14 protein-coding genes are annotated in these 23,018 nt (G+C 68.2%); 4 read left to right on the plus strand and 10 right to left on the minus strand.

Annotated elements, in window-relative coordinates; translation table 11 throughout:
• The first annotated feature begins 213 nt into the window (after positions 1-213).
• On the plus strand, positions 214-561 hold the full coding sequence (locus LV780_RS07860; RefSeq protein WP_011908797.1) for a RidA family protein: 348 nt from the start codon (positions 214-216) through the stop codon (positions 559-561).
• 92 nt (positions 562-653) lie between these two features.
• Here the strand turns inward: LV780_RS07860 and pgi are convergent, their stop codons facing one another.
• From pgi to LV780_RS07910, 10 genes are all read right to left on the minus strand, one after another.
• The gene (gene pgi / locus LV780_RS07865) at positions 654-2,255 is read right to left on the minus strand and encodes a glucose-6-phosphate isomerase (RefSeq protein ID WP_108220278.1); all 1,602 of its coding nucleotides are present in this window, start codon (positions 2,253-2,255) and stop codon (positions 654-656) included.
• A gap of 11 nt (positions 2,256-2,266) precedes the next feature.
• Positions 2,267-2,938, minus strand: a complete 672-nt coding sequence (gene pgl, locus LV780_RS07870; protein WP_011908799.1) for a 6-phosphogluconolactonase — start codon at positions 2,936-2,938, stop codon at positions 2,267-2,269.
• A gap of 34 nt (positions 2,939-2,972) precedes the next feature.
• Positions 2,973-4,424: a glucose-6-phosphate dehydrogenase gene (gene zwf, locus LV780_RS07875; protein WP_011908800.1), complete on the minus strand. Its 1,452-nt coding sequence runs from the start codon at positions 4,422-4,424 to the stop codon at positions 2,973-2,975.
• Between the two features lie 78 nt (positions 4,425-4,502).
• A complete protein-coding gene (locus LV780_RS07880) occupies positions 4,503-7,124 on the minus strand; it encodes a malto-oligosyltrehalose synthase (RefSeq protein WP_108220279.1) in 2,622 nt (873 codons plus the stop codon).
• The gene (malQ, locus tag LV780_RS07885; protein WP_108220280.1) at positions 7,121-8,938 is read right to left on the minus strand and encodes a 4-alpha-glucanotransferase; all 1,818 of its coding nucleotides are present in this window, start codon (positions 8,936-8,938) and stop codon (positions 7,121-7,123) included. Before malQ ends, LV780_RS07880 begins: the two co-directional genes overlap by 4 nt.
• Positions 8,935-10,713 (minus strand): malto-oligosyltrehalose trehalohydrolase, encoded by a 1,779-nt coding sequence (gene treZ / locus LV780_RS07890; protein ID WP_108220281.1) that lies wholly within the window; start codon positions 10,711-10,713, stop codon positions 8,935-8,937. Before treZ ends, malQ begins: the two co-directional genes overlap by 4 nt.
• Positions 10,710-12,776, minus strand: a complete 2,067-nt coding sequence (gene glgX / locus LV780_RS07895) for a glycogen debranching protein GlgX (RefSeq protein ID WP_108220282.1) — start codon at positions 12,774-12,776, stop codon at positions 10,710-10,712. Before glgX ends, treZ begins: the two co-directional genes overlap by 4 nt.
• Entirely contained in the window at positions 12,773-14,959 is a 2,187-nt protein-coding gene (gene glgB / locus LV780_RS07900; protein ID WP_117344982.1) for a 1,4-alpha-glucan branching protein GlgB, read from the minus strand. The genes glgX and glgB overlap by 4 nt, the downstream gene beginning before the upstream one ends.
• Positions 14,956-18,264 (minus strand): maltose alpha-D-glucosyltransferase, encoded by a 3,309-nt coding sequence (gene treS, locus LV780_RS07905; protein ID WP_108220284.1) that lies wholly within the window; start codon positions 18,262-18,264, stop codon positions 14,956-14,958. The genes glgB and treS overlap by 4 nt, the downstream gene beginning before the upstream one ends.
• The gene (locus tag LV780_RS07910) at positions 18,261-20,435 is read right to left on the minus strand and encodes an alpha-1,4-glucan--maltose-1-phosphate maltosyltransferase (protein ID WP_407647888.1); all 2,175 of its coding nucleotides are present in this window, start codon (positions 20,433-20,435) and stop codon (positions 18,261-18,263) included. The genes treS and LV780_RS07910 overlap by 4 nt, the downstream gene beginning before the upstream one ends.
• A 139-nt stretch (positions 20,436-20,574) precedes the next feature.
• Between LV780_RS07910 and LV780_RS07915 the strand changes: the two genes are divergently transcribed.
• From LV780_RS07915 to LV780_RS07925, 3 genes are all read left to right on the plus strand, one after another.
• Positions 20,575-20,907, plus strand: coding sequence for an STAS domain-containing protein (locus LV780_RS07915; protein ID WP_108220285.1), 333 nt, complete (start codon positions 20,575-20,577; stop codon positions 20,905-20,907).
• A complete protein-coding gene (locus LV780_RS07920; RefSeq protein ID WP_011908809.1) occupies positions 20,904-21,272 on the plus strand; it encodes a response regulator in 369 nt (122 codons plus the stop codon). Before LV780_RS07915 ends, LV780_RS07920 begins: the two co-directional genes overlap by 4 nt.
• Positions 21,273-21,360: 88 nt before the next feature.
• Positions 21,361-22,998, plus strand: a complete 1,638-nt coding sequence (locus LV780_RS07925) for a methyl-accepting chemotaxis protein (RefSeq protein WP_108220286.1) — start codon at positions 21,361-21,363, stop codon at positions 22,996-22,998.
• Positions 22,999-23,018: the final 20 nt, after the last annotated feature.

Raw genomic sequence — 23,018 nt, forward strand, 5'->3', positions numbered from 1 at the left:
CGACGTCCGGGACGATTTTTCCCGATAGAGGCCGAAGGGCGGACAGGTGTTCCGGCGGAGCACGCAGGGCGGAACGGACATGCTTATCCTGCGGCCGGACCGGAGGCGCGACCTACGGGCCCATTCACGCGTCGCGGGTGACGCTCCCGCGCGGGGCGGCTTTCCCGCGGGGTGCCGCTCGGCTAACAGGGGGTATCATCCAAGGAGGCTTTCATGACCGAGATCACCCGATACGAAACCGGCGCACGCATGAGCCAGGCCGTCAGGGCCAATGGCATGGTCTGGCTTGCGGGTCAGGTCGGCCATCCGGGCGAGTCCGTGGCCGAGCAGACCCGCACCTGCCTCGCCGAAGTGGACCGTCTGCTCGCGCTGGCCGGCAGCGACAAGACCCGCATCGTCTCGGCGCAGATCTGGCTGGCCGACATGGCCGATTTCGCCGAGATGAACGCGGTCTGGGACGAATGGGTGCCGCAGGGGCACTGCCCGGCCCGTGCGACCGGCGAGGCGAAGCTTGCAGCGCCCGGCTACAGGGTCGAGGTCATCGTCACCGCGGTGATCTGACTTCCAGCGGCGATCTCAGACGAAGGCCGGGGGCTCTGCCCCCCGGACCCCCGGGATATTTGGACCAGAGTGAAGGAAGGCAGGCCCTCGCCTCATCTGCGCAGGAAGTCGATGAGCTGGCGGGTGGAGCCGTCCTTGCCCTCGGTGCCGGCGCGGCCCTCGAGCATCGGCTGCAGCGCGAGCGCCAGCTCCTTGCCGAGTTCCACGCCCCACTGGTCGTAGGAGTTGATGCCGAGGATCACGCCCTCGACAAAGACCCGATGTTCGTAGAGCGCAATGATGCGGCCGAGCATCGCGGGCGTGAGCTTCGGATAGGCGAGCGTCGTCGAGGGACGGTTGCCGGGGAAGACCCGGTGGCGCGCCTGCCGCTCGAGCTCGGTGCCGGTCAGGCCCTTCTTCGCCAGGATCGCGCGCGCCTCGTCGAGCGAGCGGCCGCGCAGGAGAGCCTCGGACTGGGCAAGGCAGTTCGAGACGAGAAGCAGGTGCTGGTGGGCCAGATCCGGCTCGTGGCCGTCGCGCGCCACAAGGAACTCGCACGGCACCACCCGCGTGCCCTGGTGGATGAGCTGGTAGAAGGCGTGCTGGCCGTTCGTTCCGGGCTCGCCCCAGACGATCGGACCGGAGTGGAGCGCAAGTTCGTGCCCGTCCATGGCCACGCGCTTGCCGTTCGATTCCATCTCGAGCTGCTGGAGATAGGCGGGCAGGCGGGCGAGCCTCTGGTCGTAGGGCAGCACGGCGCGGGTGGCGTGTCCGCAGATCTGGTTGTGCCAGATGCCCACCAGCGCGAGCAGCACCGGCAGGTTCTCGGCGAAGGGCGCCTCGCGGAAGTGGCGGTCCATGGCGGCGCCACCCGAGAGGAAGGCATCGAAATCCTCGGGGCCGATCGCGATCATCAACGAGAGACCGATGGGCCCCCACATCGAATAGCGCCCGCCCACCCAGTCCTCGAATCCGAAAACGCGCGAGGCATCGATCCCGAACGCCGCCGTCCGGTCGGCCGCGGTCGAGACGGCGGCGAACTGCGCCGCGGGATGGGCGACGCGTCCCTCCATCCAGCGCCGGGCGGTCTCGGCGTTGGTCATGGTCTCGATGGTGGTGAAGGTCTTGGAGGCGACGATCACCAGCGTCGTGGCGGGGTCGAGATCCTTCAGCGTGTCGTGGATGTGGGCGCCATCGACGTTCGAGACGAAATGGCAGCGCGGCCCGTCGGCGTAGGGCGCCAGCGCAAGACAGGCCATCGCAGGACCAAGGTCCGAGCCGCCGATGCCGATATTGACCACGTCGGTGATGCGCCCGCCCTGCCCCGTGAAGCGCCCCTCGCGCAGGTCGTGCGCGAAAGCCTGCATCCGGGCGTGCGTCTCACGCAAGCCCGCCGTCACGTCCTGCCCTTCGACCAGAACCGGACGGTCCATGTTGCGCAGCGCGGTGTGGAGCACCGCGCGCCCCTCGGTCTCGTTGATCTTCCGGCCCGCGAACATCGCGTCGCGTTTCTGGGAGACGCCCGCCGCGCCGGCGAGATCGATCAGGAGGTCGCGCGCCGTATGGTCGATGTTGGTCTTCGACCAGTCGAACAGCATGTCGTCCAGGCGTGTCGAAAAGCTCTCTGCCCGCCGCGGGTCCGCGAAAAGGTCGAGGATCGGGCGATGTTCGACCGCCTGTTGATGCGCCTTCAGCGCCTGCCAGATCTGCTTCATTCCAATGCTGCCTATTCCGCCCAATGCACGGTTGCGTTTGCCAGCAAAGCCTTGATCGGAGCCTCCCGGGGCGTCAACCCCTGGGCCCGTTCGAGCGCCGCGCGCTTCGCCGCGCCGGTGATGAGGACATGGATCGCCAGCGCCCCCTTGAGGGCGGGCGCGGTGAGCGTGATGCGCGGCTCGCCCGCCGCCTCGGCCCGGAGCGCCATGAGCAGGGGCGCGCTGTCGGACAGTGCGTCGTCGAGCCGGTCGGCGCCCGGAAAGAGCGAGGCGGTGTGCATGTCCTCGCCCATGCCCAAGAGCAGCACCGAGATCGGCAGATGCGGCTCGATCGCGGCGGCGAGGCCCTCGAGCGCCTCCTCGGGCGTGTCGGTGTCGGCCCGCAGCGGGAGGAACCCGGCGGCCGCGGCGCGACCCGTCAGCAGCCGTTCGCGCAGAAGCCGCGTGTTCGAGCGCGGGCTCGTCTCGGGCACCCAGCGTTCGTCGTTGAGAAAGACCGTGATCCGCGGCCAGTCGATGTCCACGCCCGACAAGGTGTCGAACACGGGCCCCGGCGTGGTGCCGCCGGGAACGCAGAGGCTTGCGTGATCCTCGCGGCGCAGGAAGTCGGCCAGTTCGCCCGCGATCCTGTTCGCGAGCGACAGCATCAGGAACTCGCGATCGGGATATTCGACGAATTGCATGGTCATTCTCCTCGGACGCAGGGCCTTGCGGCCGTCAGCGGATCTCGCGCCAGCGCCGGCCGTCGCGGTGCATGAGCATCAGCGCATCCTCGGGGCCGGAGGTTCCCGGCTCGTAGCTCTTTGGCCGGTCGCCGCGGCGCTCCCAGGCGGCGATGATCGGATCGACCCAGGCCCAGGCGGCCTCGACCTCGTCGCCGCGCATGAAGAGGGTCTGGTTGCCGCGGATCACATCCATGATCAGCCGCTCGTAGGCGTCGGGGATGTCCTCGCCGTCGGGCCCGAGCGCCTCGGCAAAGGACATGTCGAGCGGAACCTGCGTGAGACGCATCCCCCCCGGCCCCGGCTCCTTGATCATCACCTTGAGATTGATGCCCTCGTCCGGCTGCAACCGGATCACGAGGACGTTCTCGCGCCAGTCCTCGGCGTCGTCGAAGATCGAGTGCGGCGGTTCGCGGAAGGTGATGGCGATCTCGGAGGCGCGGCCGCGCAGCCGCTTGCCGGTGCGCAGGTAGAAGGGCGTGCCCTTCCAGCGCCAGTTGGAGATATGCACCTTCATGGCGATGTAGCTCTCGGTCCGGCTGCGGGGGTTGCCGGCATGGTCGAGATAGCCCTCCTGCCCGCCGCCGGCGAGATACTGGCCCCGCACGATGTCCTCGGGGGGCACCGGGTCGAGCGCACGGATCACCTTGAGCTTTTCGTCGCGGACCGCGTTCGGATCGAAATGATACGGAGGCTCCATCGCGATCAGGCAGAGGAGCTGCATCAGGTGGTTCTGCACCATGTCCCGCATGGCGCCCGAGGTGTCGTAATAGGCCCCTCGCCCGCCCACGCCCACGGTTTCGGCCACCGTGATCTGCACATGATCAATATATTGCGCCTTCCACAGCGGCTCGAACAGGATGTTGGCGAAACGCACCGCCATCAGGTTCTGGACCGTCTCCTTGCCGAGATAGTGATCGATCCGGTAGATCTGCTCTTCGGCAAAATGCAGCGCCAGAACGCGGTTGAGCGCGCGGGCGGATTCGAGGTCGCGGCCGAAGGGCTTCTCGACGACGATGCGGCTCTGTGCGCCCGCGATGTCGTTCTCGTGCAGCCGTTCGGCCAGCGCGCCGAACAGGGAGGGCGCCACCGAGAAATAGAAGGCCCGCACGACGTCGGGGCGCATCATCTCCTTCAGCCGCGCCCAGCCCGAGGTGCCGGTCGCGTCGATGGCGACATAGTGGATCCGTTCAAGAAAGCCCTCGATCGCCTGGTCGTCCCGTCGGGCCGGCGCCACGAATTCCTCGAGCGCGGCGCGGACCTGCGCCCGGAACGCCTCATCCTCCATCTCCGAGCGCGCCGCGGCGATGATCCGGCTTTCGAGCGGCATCTGCCCGGCGAGGAAGCGCCGGTAGAGGCCGGGAAGGATCTTGCGCCGGGCGAGGTCGCCTGTGCCGCCAAAGATGACCAGATCGAAGATATCCACGGGAATAACTCTCGAAACCATCGACCGCCCTGCTGTCTGTTAGCGCTAACGGCGTTCTAGCCACTGCCAAGGTCCATGTCCAGCGCGTCGCCCGTCCGGTCACTCGGCGCCGTCCACGAGAACCGCCACGGGAAGCCGGCCGAGGTTCAGCTCGCCCGACAGGGTCTCACCCGATACCAGATCGCGCCAGCGGCCTGCTGGCAAGACGGCTTTTGCATCGGCCCCCTGCGCACGGTTCAGCCGGCAGGCCACCAGCATCCGGCGGCCCTCCGCCTCGCGCAGGAAGGCGCAGATTCCTTCCGGCATCTCCAGCGGTTCGTAGCTGCCGCGGGCCAAGAGCGCGGGCGCCTCGGCGCGCAGCCGCAGGAGCCGCGCGGTCAGCGCCATCTTCAACGCCCCGCCCTCCGACGGGGCCTCGGCTGGCGGCTTGTCCACCAGTTCGGCCAGCAGCCGTTCACGAAGCGCGAAATCCACAGGCCGGCGGTTGTCGGGATCGACCAGACTCTGCTCCCAGAGTTCGGCGCCCTGATAGATGTCCGGCATCCCCGGAACCGTCAGCTTCAGCACGGTCTGGGCGAGGATGTTGGCCTCGGCCTCGGGCCGGATCCGCGCGTGAAACTCCAGGAACGAGCGCAGGAAGGCGCTGTCGGGCGCGCCCAGCGCGCGGCCGATGAAGGCGCAGAAGGCCGCTTCATACTCCTCGTTGCCAAAGACCCAGCGGCTGTTGACCGCCGCCTCGCGGATCGACTTGAGCATCCCCGCCTCGACCCGCTCGCGCAGGGCGGCCAGATCCTCGGCCGGCGGCGGCCCGGTCCAGTCCATCGGCCAGACCCCCAGAAGAAGCTGGTAGAAGAAATATTCCTCGTTGCGGTCCACGGGCGCGTCTTCGGAGGCCAGAAGGCCGTGCCATTCATCGACCTTCCTTGCCCACTCCCCGACATGACCGCTGATGGCGGCGATCCGCATCCGCGCATCCTCACCGCGTTTGGTGTCGTGCGTCGAGGTGGTGAGCATCGCGCCCGGTTCACGCTCCAGCCGGTCGCGGTTGGCGCGGTGAAAGGTCTCGAGGCTCACGCCGAAATGGCCGGGCTCGCTGCCGACCTCGTTGAGCGCGATGAAGCGCGCGTAGCGGTAGAGCGCCCGGTCCTCGAGCCCCTTGGCCATCACCGGCCCCGTGAACTGCTGAAGGCGCAGGACGAGGGCCAGGATCTCGTCGCGCTTGTCGGGCTGTTCCCCCGCCAGTTCGAGCGTCATCACATCGGCGATGAAGTCGTAGATGCCCGGATCGACCTCGGGCGCGCGCGCCCGCGCCCGTTCCACGGCCCCCTCGATGCGGGCCCGGTCGGGCGGCGAGAGGCCGTCGCGGTCGGCATAGGTGCGATAGACGTCGAGCGCGGCCACCACCTGCGACAGGCCCGACCGCACCGCCGCCCGGCCGAAGTCGCGCCGCCTCGGATCGTCGGCCACCAGCGCCAGAAGCCGGTCCGACAGGCTCTCGAGTTCCGCCGCCATCGGCTGGGCCATGATCTCGAGCTTGGCCTGATGGACCAGATCCTCGGGCGCGGCCGTCTGGCCGGTGAAGTCGGCGTGAACCTGTGTGAGCGCCTCGCATCCCGCAGGATCGGCCAGCAGCCCGACGGCCAGATTGGCAAACTCGTAGCCCGTGGTCCCGTCCGCCTGCCAGCTTTCGGGCAGGATCTCGTCCGGGGCGAGGATCTTCTCGACATAGAGCGGGAACGGCCGGTCGAGCGAGCCGCGCAGGCGCAGGCAATAGCCCTTGGGATCGACCAGCCCGTCGATATGGTCGATGCGGATGCCCTCGACGACACCTTCCTCCATCAGCCGCAGGATCAGCCGGTGCACACCCGCGAAGACCTCGGCCTTCTCGACCCGCACGCCGGCCAGATCGCTCATGGTGAAGAAGCGCCGGTAGTTGATCGCGTCGCTGTCCATCGAGAACTTGGCCGCGCGCCAGTTCTGCGCCTCGGCCAGCCGGTCGAGCGCGGCCCAGCTTTCGAGATCGCCGGGCGTGCCACGGAAGGCGGCCAGGGCGGGCGTCGGGTCGGTCTTGCGCAGGCGCCGGCGCAGGTCGGCCCAGACGGGATCGGCAGGCCCGGCCTCGCCCGCCGCCTCGAAGTCAGCGGCCAGTTCCTCGTAGCCGGGCGCCGCGCGCAGGATCATCGCGTAGGTCTGCGGGCAGATCGGCAGCTTGTGCGTGTCGTGGGCCCAGACCGCAAAGGCACCGCGGTCGGCGTCGTAGCGCAGCTCCAGCTCGCCCCGCGCCAGCACCTCGCCATACTGGTCGCCAAGGAACGGCATCAGCACCTTGCCGGCAAGGCCCGGCGTCGGGCTCTCCCAGTCGATGTCGAACCAGCCCGCGACCGGGCTCTGCTGTCCCCATTCCAGCACCGAGAGCCAGAAGACATTGTCCGCGCCCCCTACCCCCATGTGGTTCGGCACGAAATCGACGATCACCCCCATCCCGTGCTCACGGAAGGTCGCGGCCATGGCGCGGAACTCGTCCTCGCCGCCCAGCTCGGGGCTGATGAGGCTGTAATGCACCCCGTCATAGCCGTGGGTCGAGCCTTCACGCGCGGCAAGGATGGGCGAGGCGTAGAGGTGGCTGATCCCCAGCCGGGAGAGGTAGGGCGCAAGCCGCGCCGCATCCGCAAACCGGAAGTCGGAGGTGAACTGGATGCGGTAGGTCGCGCGGACGCTCATGGGGACTCCCTGGGTCGCTCGGCGGCGACGGCCCCGGCGATGCCGCGGAAGAGCGCGGTGTCGGCGAGAGCTTCCAGCGGCACGCCGAGCCTGCGCCGCCAGTTGGGATGTTCGTCCACGGTCGAGGGCACGTTCACCGGCGCGACCTCGCCCGCCATGTCCTCGATCCGCACCGCGAGGAGACGCGAGGGCGTGCGCGCGAGGTGACGGTGCACCGCCACCAACAGCGCCTCGGGCGGATCCTCTGGACCGATCCGGTCAATCTCGTCCCAGCCCATCAGGCCCGCCCGCGCCAGATCCTCGAGCAGCTGGCGCCGCTCGGTCCAGCGGAACTCGCCCTGCTGGCGCGCGGCCTCTTCCGAGATCAGGTGGAACTCGCGCCGGATCGCCACGTCGTCGCCCCGCCACCAGCCGCGGAAGGTGGGCAGATCGTGGGTCGAGAGGCAGACCAGCGCCTCGCGCGGATAATGCTCGGGGGCGATGTAGCCGTGGTCGTGCCGCTCGAAGAGCAGGATGCGGTAGGAGAGGATGTTCATCCGCGCCATCAACTCGCGGAACCCGTCGGGCACGTTGCCCAGATCCTCGCCGATCACGATCGTGCGGTTGCGGCGCGAGGCCTCGGCCAGCACGCGCAGCATGTCCTCGATCGGGTAGCGGACATAGGTGCCCTGCGGCGCGCCCATTCCGTCCGGGATGAGGAAAAGCTGCCAGACCCCCATCGCATGGTCGATCCGCAGCGCGCCCGCCCGCCGCGTCGCATCCTGCATCAGCGCCCCGAACGGGGCCGCATGAAGATCGGCGAGCTTGACGGGCGAGAGCGGTGCAAGGCCCCAGTCCTGTCCCTGTGCGTTGAACCAGTCGGGCGAGGCGCCGATGCGCAGGCCCGACACGGCAAGGCTCGGGTCCGACCAGGTGCTCGATCCGTCGGGCACCTCGCCTACGGCGAAGTCGAGATAGAGCCCGATCTTCATGCCCGCCGCGCGGCAGGCGTCGCGCGCCTCTCCAAGCTGCCGGTCGGCGATCCACTGCAGCCAGTAATGAAAGCCGATGTCCTCGGCATGGGCCTCGGCGAACTCGGCCACCGCGGGGCTCTTGGCATCCTGCAGCTCCACCGGCCAGCCGCGCCAGCCTGCGCCGTGTTCGTCCGCCACCATCTTCGCCGAGATCGCCTCGAACAGCGCGTGCCGCCGCAGAAGCTCGCCCCCTTCGGTGCAGAAGCGCATGAAGCCCACCGGATCGTCCGGCCCTTCCATCCACAGGCGCCACAGCGCGCCGAGCTTGGCCGCAGCCACCGCCGGATAGTCCACCAGATCGGGCGCGCGCAGCCGATCGAGCCCCTCGGGCGCAAGCTCGTCCCGGTAGCCCGGCACGCGGTCCACCGCGATGTAGAGCGGGTTCAGGAAACGCCGGTTCGAGGGCGAGAAGGGACTTGTGTGGGCGGGATTGGCCAGAAAGAGCGCGTGCAGCGGGTTCAGCCCGATGAAGTCCGCCCCCGCGGCGCCCGCGATCCGCGCCAGCGCGCAGAGATCGGCAAAGTCGCCGATCCCCCAGTTGCGCCCGGAGCGCAGCTGGTAGAGCTGTGCCGCGATCCCCCAGAGCCGCATCTCGCCCTCGGGCAAGAAGCACGGCTCGCCCTCCGGCGCGCGCATCACGGGCGGGGCGCGGTCGGGCGGCGGACCTTCCGGCGGGATGCCGAAGGCGTCCAGCAGCGCGCGCAGGGTCTCGACCGGCGGGCGGACGAACTCTCCCCCGAGCGCGTGGTAGCTGGGCTGGATGGCGAACTCTGCCGCCCTTTCTTCGATGGTATTGCTCATGCAAGCTCCTCGAGCGTGACCAGCACCGAACAGGCCGGCAGCGGAGCGCCGGGCGCGGCGCCGGGTGAGGCATGGATCACACGCCCCTCCGCGTGGGGCAAGTCCTGCGGCCGGTCGTCGAGGTTGGCACGCAGCCGCAGCACCGCCCCCTCGAGCCGCCAGTCCACCGCCACCAGATCGTCCGAGACGGCGACCACGCGACCCCCGTTCCCCGGCGCGCGCTCCAGGCGCGGGGCGATCTCGCGTGCGCGGGTGGCCAGCAGAGCGCGGACGAACTCCATCCAGGACCGGCCGCGCGCGGTCTTGCGGTGCCCCCAGTCGAGCCTGGAGGAGAGGAAGGTGCCTTCGGCGTTGGGGTCGGGCACGGTCCTGTCGAGGTCGAGCCCCTGGAAGGCCGAGAAATGCTCGAACTCCTTGCGCCGCCCGTTGCGCACCGCATCGCCCAACTCGCCGGTGAAGTCGGTGAAGAAGGTGAAGGGGCGCGTCTCGCCCCATTCCTCGCCCATGAACAGGAGCGGCACATGCGGCGACAGCAGCAGGATCGCCATCATGGCGCGCAGCCGTGCCTCGGGTGCCAGCGTCGTCAGCCGCTCGCCGAAGGCGCGGTTGCCGACCTGGTCGTGGTTCTGGAGGAAATCGACGAAGGCCAGCGGCGGCAGATGGCCCGAAGGCATCCCGCGCGGCGCGCCTTCATGCTCGGACTGCTCGCCCTGATAGACGAAGCCCTCGGCCAGCGCGCGGGCGTATTTCCGCCAGTGATCCTTCACGAAGTCGCGGTAATAGCCTTCAGTCTCGCCCGTCAGCAGAACATGCGCTACATTGTGCAGGTCGTCGTTCCATTCGGCGGTATGCAGCACCACCTCGCCCTGCGGGCCCCGTTCATGGAGGCGGGTGATGTTGCGGTTGTCCTCGGTCGTGAGATGGATGGGCCGGTCCGGGATCGCCTGCCGGATGGTGCGGGCCAGATCCACCAGCACCTCGGGATCGGATTCGGGGTCGCGGATGTGGTCGGCCGCGTCGATCCTGAGCCCGTCGAAGCGGAACTCGGTCAGCCAGTAGAGCGCGTTCTCGATGAAGAAGCTCCGCACGGCCGGAAGGTGATAGGCGATGGCGCTGCCCCAGGGGGTGTGCCGCTCGGGGTCGAAGAACTCGGCCGCATAGGCGCCGAGGTAATTCCCTTCGGGCCCGAAGTGGTTGTAGACCACATCGAGGACCACGCTCATGCCCAGCCCGTGCGCGGCATCGACCAGCGCCTTCAGATCCTCGGACGTCCCGTAGGCGGGATGCGGCGCATAGAGCAGGACGCCGTCATAGCCCCAGCCCCGGTTGCCGGCGAACTGCGCCACCGGCATCAGCTCGATCATGGTGATCCCGATCTCGGCCAGATGCGGCAGGCGTTCAATGGCCGCGCGGAAGGTGCCCTCCGGGGTGAAGGTGCCGATGTGCAGCTCCATCACGACGGTCTCGGCCCAGGGGCGGCCCGTCCAGTCGGTCTTCCAGTCGTAGCTGTCCGCGACCAGCCGCGAGAGGCCATGGACATCGCCCGCCTGCGCCCGCGCCGCGGGATCGGGCACCACCTGCCCGCTGGCGAGCACGAAGCCATAGTCCATGCCCGCCTGCGCCGGAAGCCGGACCTCGAACCAGCCACCCTCCTGCCGCTCCATCGGATGATCCTGCCCGTCCAGCCGCAGCCCGAGCCGCTCTTCGGACGGAGCCCACAGGCGGAAGCGGACGGTGCCATCCTCGTGCAGTGGTCCCCAGGTCCAATCGCTCATTCATGCTCCTCCAGCACCATCAGTCCCCGCGGCGGCACGGCAAAGCCCGCCGACCGGATGGGCACCGGCCGCTCGGGCACCCGTCCGGTCGCCGTATCCACGATCATCCGCCACCAGCCGCCGCAGTGCGGCAGCGTGAACGGCACCTCTTCGTAGTGGCTGTTGAAAAGCGCGAGCACCGCCGGCTTGTTCCGGATCAACAGGCCCAAGGTGCGCGCGGCCGGGTTGTGCCAGTCCTCGGGCATCATCTCCTCGCCGTCGGGGCGCAACCAGCAGACCTCGACCGGCTGCTGCCCCACGGCCGCCTTGTGCAGGAAGGACGGGTGCCGGAAGAACGGCCGGCCCTTCCGCAGCGCGATCAGCCGCCGGGTGAAGTCGAGAAAGGCCACATCCCGCGCCGACAGGTCGTCGAGCTTCAGCCAGTTCATCCCGTTGTCCTGGCAATAGGCGTTGTTGTTGCCGCCCTGGCTGCGGCCCACCTCGTCGCCCATCAGGATCATCGGCGTGCCCTGCGAGATCAGGAGCGTGCCCATCATCGCCCGGCGCATCCGGTCGCGAAGATCGAGCACCTCCTCGTCCTCGGAGGGCCCCTCCTCGCCGCAGTTCCAGCTGCGATTGTCGGAATGGCCGTCGCGGTTCTCCTCCTGGTTCGCCGCATTGTGCTTGTCGTTGTAGGAGACCGTGTCGGACAGGGTGAAGCCGTCATGCGCGGTCACGAAATTGATGCTGGCCCAGGGCCGCCTGCCCCGCCGGTCGAAGAGGCCCGCCGTGCCCAGCAGATGCGAGGCCAGCCCCGGCAACTCGCCCTCGTCGCCCTTCCAGTAGGAGCGCACGGTGTCGCGGTACTGGTCGTTCCACTCGGCCCAGCCCGGGGGGAAATTGCCAAGCTGGTAGCCGACATGACCCGTGTCCCACGGCTCGGCGATCAGCTTGACCCGGCCCAGCACCGGGTCCTGCCGCACGGCATCGAGAAAGACCGCGTTCGCGTTGAACCCCTGACGGTCGCGCCCGAGCGAGGTCGCCAGATCGAAGCGGAAGCCATCGACGTGGCAGGCCTCAACCCAGTAGCGCAAGCTGTCCATCACCATCTGCAGCACCCGCTGGTGCCCGAGGTTCACCGTGTTCCCGCAGCCGGTCGTGTCGTAGTAATAGCGGGGATCGTCGCCAAGCATGTAGTAGCTGGCGTTGTCGATGCCCTTGAAGGAGAGCGTGGGGCCCAGATGGTTGCCCTCGGCCGTGTGGTTGTAGACCACGTCGAGGATCACCTCGATCCCGGCCTCGTGCAGCCGGCGCACCATCAGCTTGAATTCATGCACGCCGCCGCCGGGCGAGATGTAGCGGGTGGCGGGAGCGAAGAAGCCGATCGTGTTGTAGCCCCAGTAGTTCGTGAGCCCCTTCTCGATCAGGTAGCGGTCATCGAAGAAGGCCTGTGTGGGCATCAGCTCGACCGCCGTCACCCCGAGCGTCACCAGATGGTCGATGGCGCGCGGATCGGCGAGCGCGGCAAAGCTGCCGCGCACCCGGTCCGGGATCTCGGGGTTGAGCGCCGTCATCCCCTTCACATGCGCCTCGTAGATGATCGTCTCGGCCCAAGGGGTCCGCGGGGGATAGTCCGGCCCCCAGGTCACCGCGGGATCGACCACCACGCATTTCGGCATCACGAAGGCCGAGTCCCGCCGGTCGAACGACAGGTCGGCGCGGGCATTGCCCATCCGGTAGCCGAAGACCGCGTCATGCCAGACGATCTCGCCCTGCAGCATCAGCGCATAGGGGTCGATCAGCAGCTTGTTGGGGTTGAAGCGCAGGCCGTTGTGCGGCTCGTAGGGGCCATGCACGCGGTAGCCGTAAAGCTGCCCCGGCCGCACCTCGGGCAGGTAGCCGTGCCAGACCTCGTGCGTATATTCCGGCAGGGCCACGCGGGCGATCTCGCGGCGCCCGCGCGCGTCGAAGAGGCAAAGCTCGACCTTGCTCGCATTGGCCGAGAAGATCGCGAAATTGGTGCCCGATCCGTCCCAGGTGGCCCCGAGCGGGAACGGACTGCCCTCGCGGAGCGCAAAGCTCATGCAGGCATGACCAGGATGGTGGCGAGCGGCGGCAGGGTCAGGCGGACCGAGAACGGCCGCCCGTGCCACGAGACCTCCTCGGCCTGCAGCGAGCCGGGGTTGCCCACGTCCGACCCGCCGTAGATCGCCGCGTCGGAATTGAGGATCTCGCGCCACTCGCCGCCCTGCGGCACCCCGATGCGGTAGTCGGAGCGCACCACGGGCGTCAGGTTGCAGACCGCCAGAACCGGCTTTTCCCCCGGCGCCTTGCGCAGGAAGCTGAGCACGCTGTTCTCGGTGTCGCCCGCGTCGATCCACTCGAAGCCCTCGGGGTCGCAATCCATCCGGTGCAGCGCCGGCAGCCGGCGGTATTCCCGGTTCAGGTCGGCGACCAGACGCTTCATGCCCGAATGGGCCGGATCGTCGAGCAGATGCCAGTCCAGCGAGGCGTCATGGTTCCACTCGCGCTCCTGCGCGAACTCGCCGCCCATGAACAGCAGCTTCTTGCCGGGATGGGCCCACATGAAGCCGAAGTAGGCGCGCAGGTTGGCGAACTTCTGCCAGCGGTCGCCCGCCATCTGCCCGATGAGCGAGCCTTTCCCGTGCACCACCTCGTCGTGACTGAGAGGCAGCACGAAATCCTCGGAGAAGGCATAGACCATGCCGAAGGTCAGGTCGTTCTGGTGGTGCCTGCGGTGGATCGGGTCGCGCCGGAAGTAGCCCAGCGTGTCGTGCATCCAGCCCATGTTCCACTTGAAGCCGAAGCCGAGCCCGCCCTCCTGCACCGGGCGGCTGACCTGCGGGAAGGCCGTGGATTCCTCGGCGATGGTGATGCAGCCCGGATGGTCGATCCGCACCCGCTCGTTCACGGCGCGCAGGAAGTCGATCGCCTCGAGATTCTCGCGGCCGCCGTGGCGGTTGGGCACCCATTCGCCCGCGTTGCGCGAATAGTCGAGGTAGAGCATCGAGGCCACCGCATCGACCCGGAGCGCATCGACATGGTAGCGGTCAAGCCAGAAGAGCGCCGAGGCCTGAAGGAAGTTCGCCACCTCCTGCCGGCCGAAATTGTAGATCTGGGTGTTCCAGTCGCGGTGGAAGCCCTGCCGCGGGTCGGCGTGGTCGTAAAGGTGCGTGCCGTCGAAATTGGCCAGCCCGTGGGCGTCCGAGGGGAAGTGCGCCGGCACCCAGTCGAGGATGACGCCGATCCCCTCGCGGTGCAGCCGGTCCACCAGCCGCGCGAAGCCCTCTGGCGGGCCGAAGCGGGCGGTGGGCGCAAAGAGGCCGATGGGCTGGTAGCCCCACGAGCCGGTGAAGGGATGTTCGCTGATCGGCAGGAACTCGACATGGGTGAAGCCCATCTCGCGCACATAAGTTGCCAGCTCCTCGGCCAGCGCATCGTAGTCGAGGCCAAGCTTCCACGAGCCCGCATGCACCTCGTAGATCGAGATCGGCGCGCTGCGGTCCTGCCGGCTCGCGCGCTCCTGCATCCAGCCGGCGTCGTGCCAGTCGGGTTCGGGCAGGCCGTGAACCAGCGAGGCCGTCGCGGGCGGCGCCTCCTGCGCGAAGGAGAGCGGGTCGGACTTGAGCGGCAGCCGCTCGCCCGACGGCCCGAGGATCTCGTACTTGTAGAGATCCCCGACCTGCAGGCCGGGAATGAACAGCTCCCACACGCCGACGCCGATCCGCTTGCGCATCGGGTGGCGGCGGCCGTCCCAGGCGTTGAAGGCCCCCACGACCGACACGCGCCGGGCGCTCGGGGCCCAGACGGCAAAGCTCACGCCCTCGACCCCCTCCAGCGTCACGGGATGGGCGCCGAGCCGGGTGTAGAGCTGGTAGTGCCGCCCCTCGCCCATGAGATATTCGTCCAGCTCGCCCAGCACGGCCGGAAAGCGGTAGGGATCCTCGGCCTCCCATTCGTGCGGGCCCGAGCAGAAGCGGAGCCGATAGGCGAAGGGCTCGTCCCCCGGCACGATGCCGGCAAAGAAGCCCTCGGCGCCGATCCTGTCGAGCGTGGCGACGGGCTGGCCCGCGCCGTCCAGAACACGGACCTCGGCCGCCTGCGGGGCAAAGACCCGCACCGAGAGGGGCGCCCCCCCTCCGCCATGCATCCCCAGCACGCCGAACGGGTCGCCGTGCGTGCCGCGCATGATGGCGGCCACGTCGCTTTCAGGAACGAGGTCCTCGGGCTTCGGTGTCACGTTCATGCAGGCTCCCTGTCCAGCAGTTCCAGAAGGCCGCGCAGCGGGATCCCGACCCAGGCCGGTCGGCTGCCCAATTCGTAGGAGGTCTCATAGACCGCCTTCTGCACGAGGAAGAGGTCGAGCAGCGCGCCGCGAAGGCCGGCATCCTCCGGCAGGCTTGCCACGCCCTCGGCGGCGGCCTCATAGGCGGCGAGGAACTCGGCCACCGCGCGCTGCCGCCAGGCCTCGGCCCGCGCCAGCGCCTGATCGTTCGCCGGGCCGAGGGCCTCGGCATGGCGCGCAAGGGCCGCGGCCGCCGCATAGTCGAACGAGCGCAGCATCCCGGCCACGTCGCGCAGCGGCGATGACTTCTGCCGACGCTCGTCCAGCGAACGGCGGGGTTCGCCCTCGAAATCGATGATGGCCACGTCATCCTGCGCCAGCAGCACCTGCCCCAGATGATAGTCGCCGTGGATCCGGCTGAGCGCGCCCGAGGCCTCGAAGCCCTTCACCCGGTCGAGACGGGACAGCAGCGCCTCGCGCCGCGCAAGCAGCGTCTCGGCCAGCGGCTGCACCTCCTCGGGCAGGGTCATTCGCTGCCGCTCGAGCACGGTGAGCATGGCCTCGGCCTCGCCCCGCGCCCCTTCGGCCCACCGCGACAGCAGCTCGCCCGTCAGCGGCTCCAGCCGGAAGGCGGGATCGTCCGTTTCGGTGGCGAAGGCGCGGTGCAGTTCCGCCGTCCGCTGGCCCAGCAACCCCGCGATGGTGAGCGGGAAGGTGAAGCCGTCCTCATCCGCCGGCGGCGCCTCGGAGGCGGCCCAGCCACCATGCTCGCCCAGATCGCGCACAAGGGCGTCGAAAAGGCCGCGCCAGGCGTCGCCCATGTTGGCCACGAAGGCGAAGGCCGCCGCCACGACCGTGGCCTCGCCCTCCGGCGGCTGGAGGCTGACCACACCCAGGAACCGCGGCGTGTGCGCGTAGCCCGCTACTTCGGTCAGGAAGCGCGCCACCTCGACATCCGGCTGCTCGCCCGCACGCAAGCGGCGATAGAGCTTGAGGATGATCCGGTCGCCAAAGGCGATCGAGATGTTCGACTGCTCGGCGCCCAGATAGCGCGGCTCGCCCGGATCGGTGATCTCGGCCAGACCCGAGCCCGGCTCGAACAGGACATCGCCCGCCGGCCCCTTCAGCCGCCGCGCCTGCCGCAGCGCATCGAGCATCGCCTGCGCCAGACGTTCGTCATAGGCGCCGTCGATCAGCGCGCCCACCTGCGGGCCGCGCCGCACCTTGGCGAGCGTGTAGCTCAGCTTCGGCGCGCCCGAGCGGAGCTGGTCCTCGCCCCAGAGGGTCGAGGCCGGCAGGAAATACTGGTGGGCCTCGCCGCCCACCTCGGCATCGAGCCGCACGAGCGCATGGGCCTCGGACAGCGCCCCCAGAACCCGAAGCCGGACCAAGCCGATCCGTTCCTCCTTGGCGCCGAACCACCGCTGGAGCGGCAGCCAGTTCGGCAGGACGTCCGCCTCGAGCTGGCCCTTTTCGCGCCCGTTGAGCGCCGTCTCGGCCCGCCCGTCGCGCGTGGTGAGCGTGATGAAATCGGGCAGGATCTCGGGCATCGGCTGGTGCCAGCTGGGCAGCGTCTGCTGATCCGAGAGCACGAACCAGTAGAACCCGTAGGGCGGCAGCGTGAGCATGTAGGGCAGATCGCCCACCGGCGGAAATTCGGATCGGCCCGTCAGTTCCACTGGCACCGTGCCCCGGAAGCGCCCCAGATCCAGCTCGACCGCCTGCGCCGTGTCCGACAGGTTCGCCACGCACAGGATGTGGGTGTCCTCGTGGCTGCGCACATAGGCCAGCACCTTGCGGTTGCGCGGATAGAGCAGGCTCATCGTGCCGCGTCCAAAGGCCGGATGCTGCTTGCGCACGGCGATCAGCCGCCGCATCCAGTTGAGCAGGGACGAGGGGTCCGCCGCCTGCGCCTCGACGTTGATCGCCTGATGGCCATAGATCGGGTCGAGGATCACCGGCAGGTAAAGCTGTTGCGGATTGGAGCGCGAAAAGCCGCCGTTGCGGTCGGCCGACCATTGCATCGGCGTGCGCACCCCGTCGCGGTCTCCGAGGTAGTAGTTGTCGCCCATGCCGATCTCGTCGCCATAATAGACGATGGGCGTCCCCGGCATCGACATGAGCATCTGGTTCAGCAGCTCGATCTTGCGCCGGTCGTTCTTCATCAGCGGCGCCAGCCTGCGCCGGATGCCGAGGTTGATCCGGGCCCGCGCATCGTCGGCGTAGAAGCGCCACATGTAGTCGCGCTCTTCCGCCGTCACCATCTCCAGCGTCAGCTCGTCATGGTTGCGCAGGAAGATCCCCCACTGGCAGCTTTCGGGGATCTCGGGCGTCTGGCGGATGATGTCGGTGATCGGATGCCGGTCGGCCTGCGCCAGCGCCATGTACATCCGCGGCATCAGCGGGAAGTGGAAGCCCATGTGGCATTCGTCGCCGTCGCCGAAATAGGGGCGCGTGTCCTCGGGCCACTGGTTCGCCTCGGCCAGCAGCATCCGGTCGGGGAAATGGGCGTCGAGATCGGCGCGGATCTTCTTCAGGACATCGTGCGTCTCGGGGAGGTTCTCGTTGTTGGTGCCCTCGCGCTCGACCAGATAGGGGATCGCGTCGAGCCGGAGCCCGTCCACCCCCATGTCGAGCCACATCCGCATCACCTTGAGAACCTCCTCGAGGACCCGCGGGTTGTCGAAGTTCAGGTCGGGCTGGTGCGAGTAGAAGCGGTGCCAGTAATAGGCCCCGGCCACAGGGTCCCAGGTCCAGTTGGACTTTTCCGTATCGAGGAAGATGATCCGCGTCTCGGGGAACTTCTGGTCGGTGTCGCTCCAGACATACCAGTCGCGCGCGGCCGAGCCCTTCTTCGCCCGGCGCGCCCGCTGGAACCAGGGATGCTGGTCCGAGGTGTGGTTGATGACCAGCTCGGTGATGACGCGCAGCCCGCGCTTGTGCGCCTCCTGCACGAAGAGCTTGAAGTCCCGCATCGTGCCGTAGGACGGGTTGATCGAGCGGTAGTCCGAGATGTCGTAGCCGTCATCGCGCAGCGGCGAGGGATAGAAGGGCAAGAGCCAGATCGCCGTCACGCCCAGCGCCTGCACATAGTCGAGCCGCTGCATCAGGCCGGCAAAATCGCCGATCCCGTCGCCGTTCGCGTCCTGGAAGGCCTTGATGTGCAACTGATAGATGATCGCATCCTTGTACCAGTCGCTCTGGCTGCGATCGATCCGGTCGGTCCGGCGCACGGCGACGGTTGCGGGGGGAACGTTCTGGTTCATCTGGGCATTCCCGGCGCGTAGAGCCGCCAGATCGCGTAGGGGCGCGTCTGGGGGTCAAGCTCCAGCCCCTGCCACTTGCCGTGCCAGGTGAAGCGGTTTCCGTTCAGCAGATCCTCGACCTCGACCGAGGCGTCATCGGGCAGCCCGAACTCCCACAGGGGGACCTCGAACTGGAAGGTCTGCGCATGGTGCGGATCGAGATTGACGTGGAACAACAGGAAGTCCGATCGGTCCTCGGTGCTCTTGCCATAGGCGAGCACCGCGTCGTTGTGGGCATCGTAGAAGCGCAGCCGCGTGAAGTCGCGCATCGCGGGATGGGTCCGGCGGATATGGTTCATCAGCCGGATGTCATCCTGGATGTGACCCGGCTGATCGAAATCCCACGCGCGAAGCTGGTATTTCTCGGAATTGAAATATTCCTCCTTGCCCGGCACCGGCGTCGCCTCGCAGATCTCGTAGCCGTTGTAGATGCCGTAATTGCCGCCGAGCGTCGCCGCGAGCGCCAGCCGCACCCGGAACCCCGGCCGCCCCGAATGCTGGAGATAGACCGGATTGATGTCCGGCGTGTTGGCGAAGAAGTTCGGCCGCATGTAGTGCCGGCATTCCCCGGTCGTGAGTTCGGTCAGATACTCGATCAGCTCCGCCTTGGTGTTGCGCCAGGTGAAGTAGGAGTAGCTCTGCGAGTAGCCGACCTTGGCCAGCCGCTTCATCACCTTCGGCCGCGTGAAGGCCTCGGCGAGGAAGATGACGTCGGGATGCTCGGCGCGCACCTCCTCGATCATCCACTCCCAGAACGGAAAGGGCTTGGTGTGTGGATTGTCCACCCGGAAGATCTTGACGCCCTTGCCCACCCAGAACAGAACCACGTCGCGCAACGCATGCCAGAGATCCGGGATGGCGCCGCGGTAGAAGTGGACGTTGACGATGTCCTCGTACTTCTTCGGCGGATTCTCGGCAAACTTGATTGTCCCGTCGGGTCGCCAGTCGAACCACTCGGGATGTTCCCGGATCCAGGGATGATCCGGCGCGCACTGGATTGCGAAATCCAGCGCAATCTCGAGATCATGCGCGCGCGCCGCCTCGACCAGCCGCGCAAAGCTCTCGAAATCGCCGAGTTCGGGATGGATTGCATCATGCCCGCCCTCGTCCGCCCCGATGGCGTAGGGCGAGCCGGGATCGTGGGGCTCGGGCGTCAGGGAATTGTTGCGTCCCTTGCGATTGACCCGCCCGATCGGATGGATTGGCGTGAAATAGAGCACGTCGAAGCCCAGATCCCGCACATAGGCGAGCTTGCGGATCACGTCATCGAACGTGCCGTGCCGCTCGGGGTCGCCGGACTGCGAGCGCGGCATCATCTCGTACCAGGCCGAGAAGGCCGCAGCCTCGCGGTCGGCAAAAACCGGCAGGATCTTGTAGCAGGTCAGGTTCGTGCGTGGGCCGGAGCGGCGCACCGCCGCGGCCACCTCCGGCGCGTTCAGACGGGCAAAGCGGTGACCCTGCTCCTCGGCCTCGTCATCTTCGGCCAAGGTCCGGTCGATCACCGCCCGATCATCCGGCTCTCCCTCCTCGACCGCCTGCAAGAGCCGCCGCCCCTCCTCCAGCTCCAGCCCGATGTTCTGACCGGCGGCGAGCTTCTTGGCCACCTCCTTCCGCCAGGTCGTGAAGAGGTCGCGCCAGGCGAGGAACGTCAGCTCGTGCGCGTCATTCTCGGGAAAGGTGACGCGCGCGCGCCAGCGATCGTTCGCGAGAAACTCCATCGGCACCTCGGCCCAGTCGTCGGCCCCGCGCCGCCGGTGCAGGACCGCCGCGTCGATGCTGTCATGGCCATCGCAGAAGATGTCAGCCTCGACCGCCACCGGCCGACCCGCCACCACCTTCGCCGGAAAACGCCCGCCGTCGATCTCGAGGTTCACGCCCTCAATGGCCAGGCGCGCATTTGCCAGCAGCATGAGCCGATCGTCCGCGCCGGCACGGCTCGGCGCAGCCGAGCCCCTCTGCACCGGAGCGCGCCTCTGTTCCTTTGCATCCGCCACTGTCGGCCGCTTGACCTCGGCCTCCGGTCCCCTCGGAGCGCGCAAGGCACGGGCGGCCCGCTTGCGGCCGCCCTCGCCATCCCTGTCCGTCACGCCTGATCCCCATTCTCGTCCAGTGTGGGGGGTCAACAGGCGCATGGAGGTTTGGTTCCCTCTCCGGTTGAGAGCCCGAGCGACCGATGAGGATTTTAGACATTCAAGGCCGCGCATTAGGAATTGCTTATGGGTTGAGCGCCAGAAGGGGAACAACGGACCCCTAGACCTGAGGCTTCCTCCCATGCCCGCTTCCCCCGTTGTCCTTGCGCTTCCCGAGCGCGCCAGCCTCGCCGATGCCGGAGGGCTCCTGGCGGATCTTCTGCGCAGCCTCTCCCCGCCCCGCACCGTCAGGATCGCGACGGAGGGTGCGCAGGACGTGAGCCTTGCGATCCTGCAGGTGCTCGTGGCCGCTCACCGTCAGGCGGCCGCCGCGGGTGCACGGCTCGAAGTGTCGGCCGCACCCGGATCGGCCGTGGCTGAGGCGCTTGCGCTCCATGCGCTCGGGCAAGACAGCGGCATCGTCATCGACAGCGGGCTCTGGACAGCGGCCTCTGCCGCGGAGGCGCGGCCATGAGCAAGACGATCCTCGCGGTGGATGATTCACCCTCGGTTCGCCAGATGGTGCGCCTCACGCTCATCGGGGCGGGCTACACGGTTGTCGAGGCCGTCGATGGGCAGGATGCGCTGGAAAAGGCCGGCTCCCAACGCTTCGACGCCATCCTGACCGACCAGAACATGCCCCGTCTCGACGGGATCGGCTTCATCCGGAAGCTCCGCACGCTCCCCGAAGGCAAGGGCGTGCCGATCGTGTTCCTCTCGACCGAGTCGCAGGACACGCTGAGGGCGCAGGCCAAGGAGGCCGGCGCCATCGGCTGGATGATCAAGCCCTTCGATCAGGCGCAACTTCTTGCCGTCGTGAAGAAGGTCGCCGGCGCCTGAACCCGCCCGCGACAGCCGCCGCCGGGCGCGGTCGGCCCGCATCGACCTCCGCCTCCCGGGGCAAGGGCGCACCCACAGGACGTGACTCATGAGACTCTCCATCAAGCTGAAGCTCGTCGCGTCCTTTGTCGCGGTCCTGCTCGTGTCGGGTGGCGGGCAGATGATCGCCCTGCGGGACGTCGCGCAAATGCGCGCGTCGCTCGACGACATCGTCCATCAGAAGGCGGCTCAGGTCGAGCTTGCCCATCGGATCATCGAGAACCAGCTGAAGGTGCAGCGCGAGATCCGGAACTTTCTTCTGTCCCGCACCCGGGACGAGCGCACCTCGATCGAGGCGCGAATGGCGCAGGCATCCGAACGCATCAAGGACGCGCTGGCCAGCCTTTCCGCCATCGCCGATGACGCCACAACCGCCAGGCTGGCCGAGCTGCAGGCGGCCGAAATCCAGCTCCGCGAGATCGAGGGCAAGGCGATGGACATGGCGCGGATGGGCCTTGGCTACGAAGCCTTCAAGCTCGTCATGTCCGAAGGACGCGATGACTGGCTGAAGATAGAAAGTCTGCTCGCCAAGCTGCTGGTGCGGCAATCCAACCAGCTTGCCGCTGCGTCGGCCGAGGCGCGGCGCCAGCAGGACGAAGGTCGCGCCGCGATCCTCATCACGCTCGCGGCGAATGTCGGTCTTGTCGCCCTGTGCGCAGGCTGGATCCTCGTCGCCCTCTCAAGGGGTCTGCGCCGCGCAACCGACCTGTCCGAACGGGTGGCGGCCGGCGATCTCAGCCACACCGAGCCGCTGAGGGGCAATGACGAAATCTCGGATCTGGTCGGTTCGCTCAACCGGATGGTGGACAAGTTGCGCGGTGTGGTGGCCGATGTGGCCATATCCTCGCGCCATGTGGCCGAGGGGGCCGAAGAGATGTCCTCCACCGCGGGGCAGCTCAGTCAAGCCGCGTCCGAACAGGCTGGATCGACCCTGCAGGCCTCCTCCTCGATGGAAGAAATGGCCGCAACCATCCGCCAGTCAGCCCGCCATGCGGCGGATACCGAGACGATGGCTCGCAGGGCCGCGCAGGAAGCGCGCGACAGCGGGTCATGCGTGCTTGAGGCCGTCGAAGCCGTTCGCGTCATCTCGCAGAGGATTGCCGTGGTCCAGGAGATCTCGCGCCAGACGGATCTGCTTGCCCTCAATGCGGCGGTGGAAGCGGCGCGGGCTGGCGAACACGGGCGCGGCTTTGCCGTGGTGGCGGGTGAGGTGCGCAGGTTCGCCGAACGCAGTCGGGCCGCGGCAGCCGAGATCTCCGTGCTTTTGGCCTCCACCGTCGATGTCGCACAGGCCGCCGGGGCGCGGCTGTCTCACCTGATTCCGGTCATCGAGGAGACGGCGCGTCTGGTGCTCGGCATCTCGACTTCGGCTCAAGAGCAATCAGCCGGTGTGGCACAGGTCAATCTTGCCCTCCAGCAGCTCGACAAGGTCACGCAGGTGAACAGCTCGGCCTCCGAACAGCTGTCTGCCACCGCAGGGCACCTCGCCGAGCAAGCCGTGCAGCTTCAGGCCGCGATCGCGTTCTTCGACACCCACCGGGATGACTCACGTTCCGGCGTTGCGACAGAGGCAGCCCGCTGCGGCCGGTCGCTGTCTGATGCAGCCGCACCCGACATGGAAGCGGCCCGTGGATACAGCAGCGACGTCTCCCGCGATCCGGCAGAGCCCATGGCCCGATGTGCCTGAGGCGCTTGCCGACCACCCGC

The organism is Cereibacter azotoformans (assembly GCF_021391315.1).
Classification (GTDB): Bacteria; Pseudomonadota; Alphaproteobacteria; order Rhodobacterales; family Rhodobacteraceae; genus Cereibacter_A; species Cereibacter_A azotoformans.

Bases quoted from the DNA above. Each gene is read 5' to 3' on its own strand.
- glgB (WP_117344982.1), bottom strand. From the start codon at position 14,959: ATGAACGTGACACCGAAGCCCGAGGACCTCGTTCCTGAAAGCGACGTG.
- LV780_RS07910 (WP_407647888.1), bottom strand. From the start codon at position 20,435: ATGCGCCTGTTGACCCCCCACACTGGACGAGAATGGGGATCAGGCGTG.
- LV780_RS07915 (WP_108220285.1), top strand. From the start codon at position 20,575: ATGCCCGCTTCCCCCGTTGTCCTTGCGCTTCCCGAGCGCGCCAGCCTC.
- LV780_RS07920 (WP_011908809.1), top strand. From the start codon at position 20,904: ATGAGCAAGACGATCCTCGCGGTGGATGATTCACCCTCGGTTCGCCAG.
- treZ (WP_108220281.1), bottom strand. From the start codon at position 10,713: ATGAGCGATTGGACCTGGGGACCACTGCACGAGGATGGCACCGTCCGC.
- LV780_RS07925 (WP_108220286.1), top strand. From the start codon at position 21,361: ATGAGACTCTCCATCAAGCTGAAGCTCGTCGCGTCCTTTGTCGCGGTC.
- pgl (WP_011908799.1), bottom strand. From the start codon at position 2,938: ATGCAATTCGTCGAATATCCCGATCGCGAGTTCCTGATGCTGTCGCTC.
- LV780_RS07880 (WP_108220279.1), bottom strand. From the start codon at position 7,124: ATGAGCGTCCGCGCGACCTACCGCATCCAGTTCACCTCCGACTTCCGG.
- pgi (WP_108220278.1), bottom strand. From the start codon at position 2,255: ATGAAGCAGATCTGGCAGGCGCTGAAGGCGCATCAACAGGCGGTCGAA.
- LV780_RS07860 (WP_011908797.1), top strand. From the start codon at position 214: ATGACCGAGATCACCCGATACGAAACCGGCGCACGCATGAGCCAGGCC.
- glgX (WP_108220282.1), bottom strand. From the start codon at position 12,776: ATGAGCTTTGCGCTCCGCGAGGGCAGTCCGTTCCCGCTCGGGGCCACC.
- zwf (WP_011908800.1), bottom strand. From the start codon at position 4,424: ATGGTTTCGAGAGTTATTCCCGTGGATATCTTCGATCTGGTCATCTTT.
- treS (WP_108220284.1), bottom strand. From the start codon at position 18,264: ATGAACCAGAACGTTCCCCCCGCAACCGTCGCCGTGCGCCGGACCGAC.
- malQ (WP_108220280.1), bottom strand. From the start codon at position 8,938: ATGAGCAATACCATCGAAGAAAGGGCGGCAGAGTTCGCCATCCAGCCC.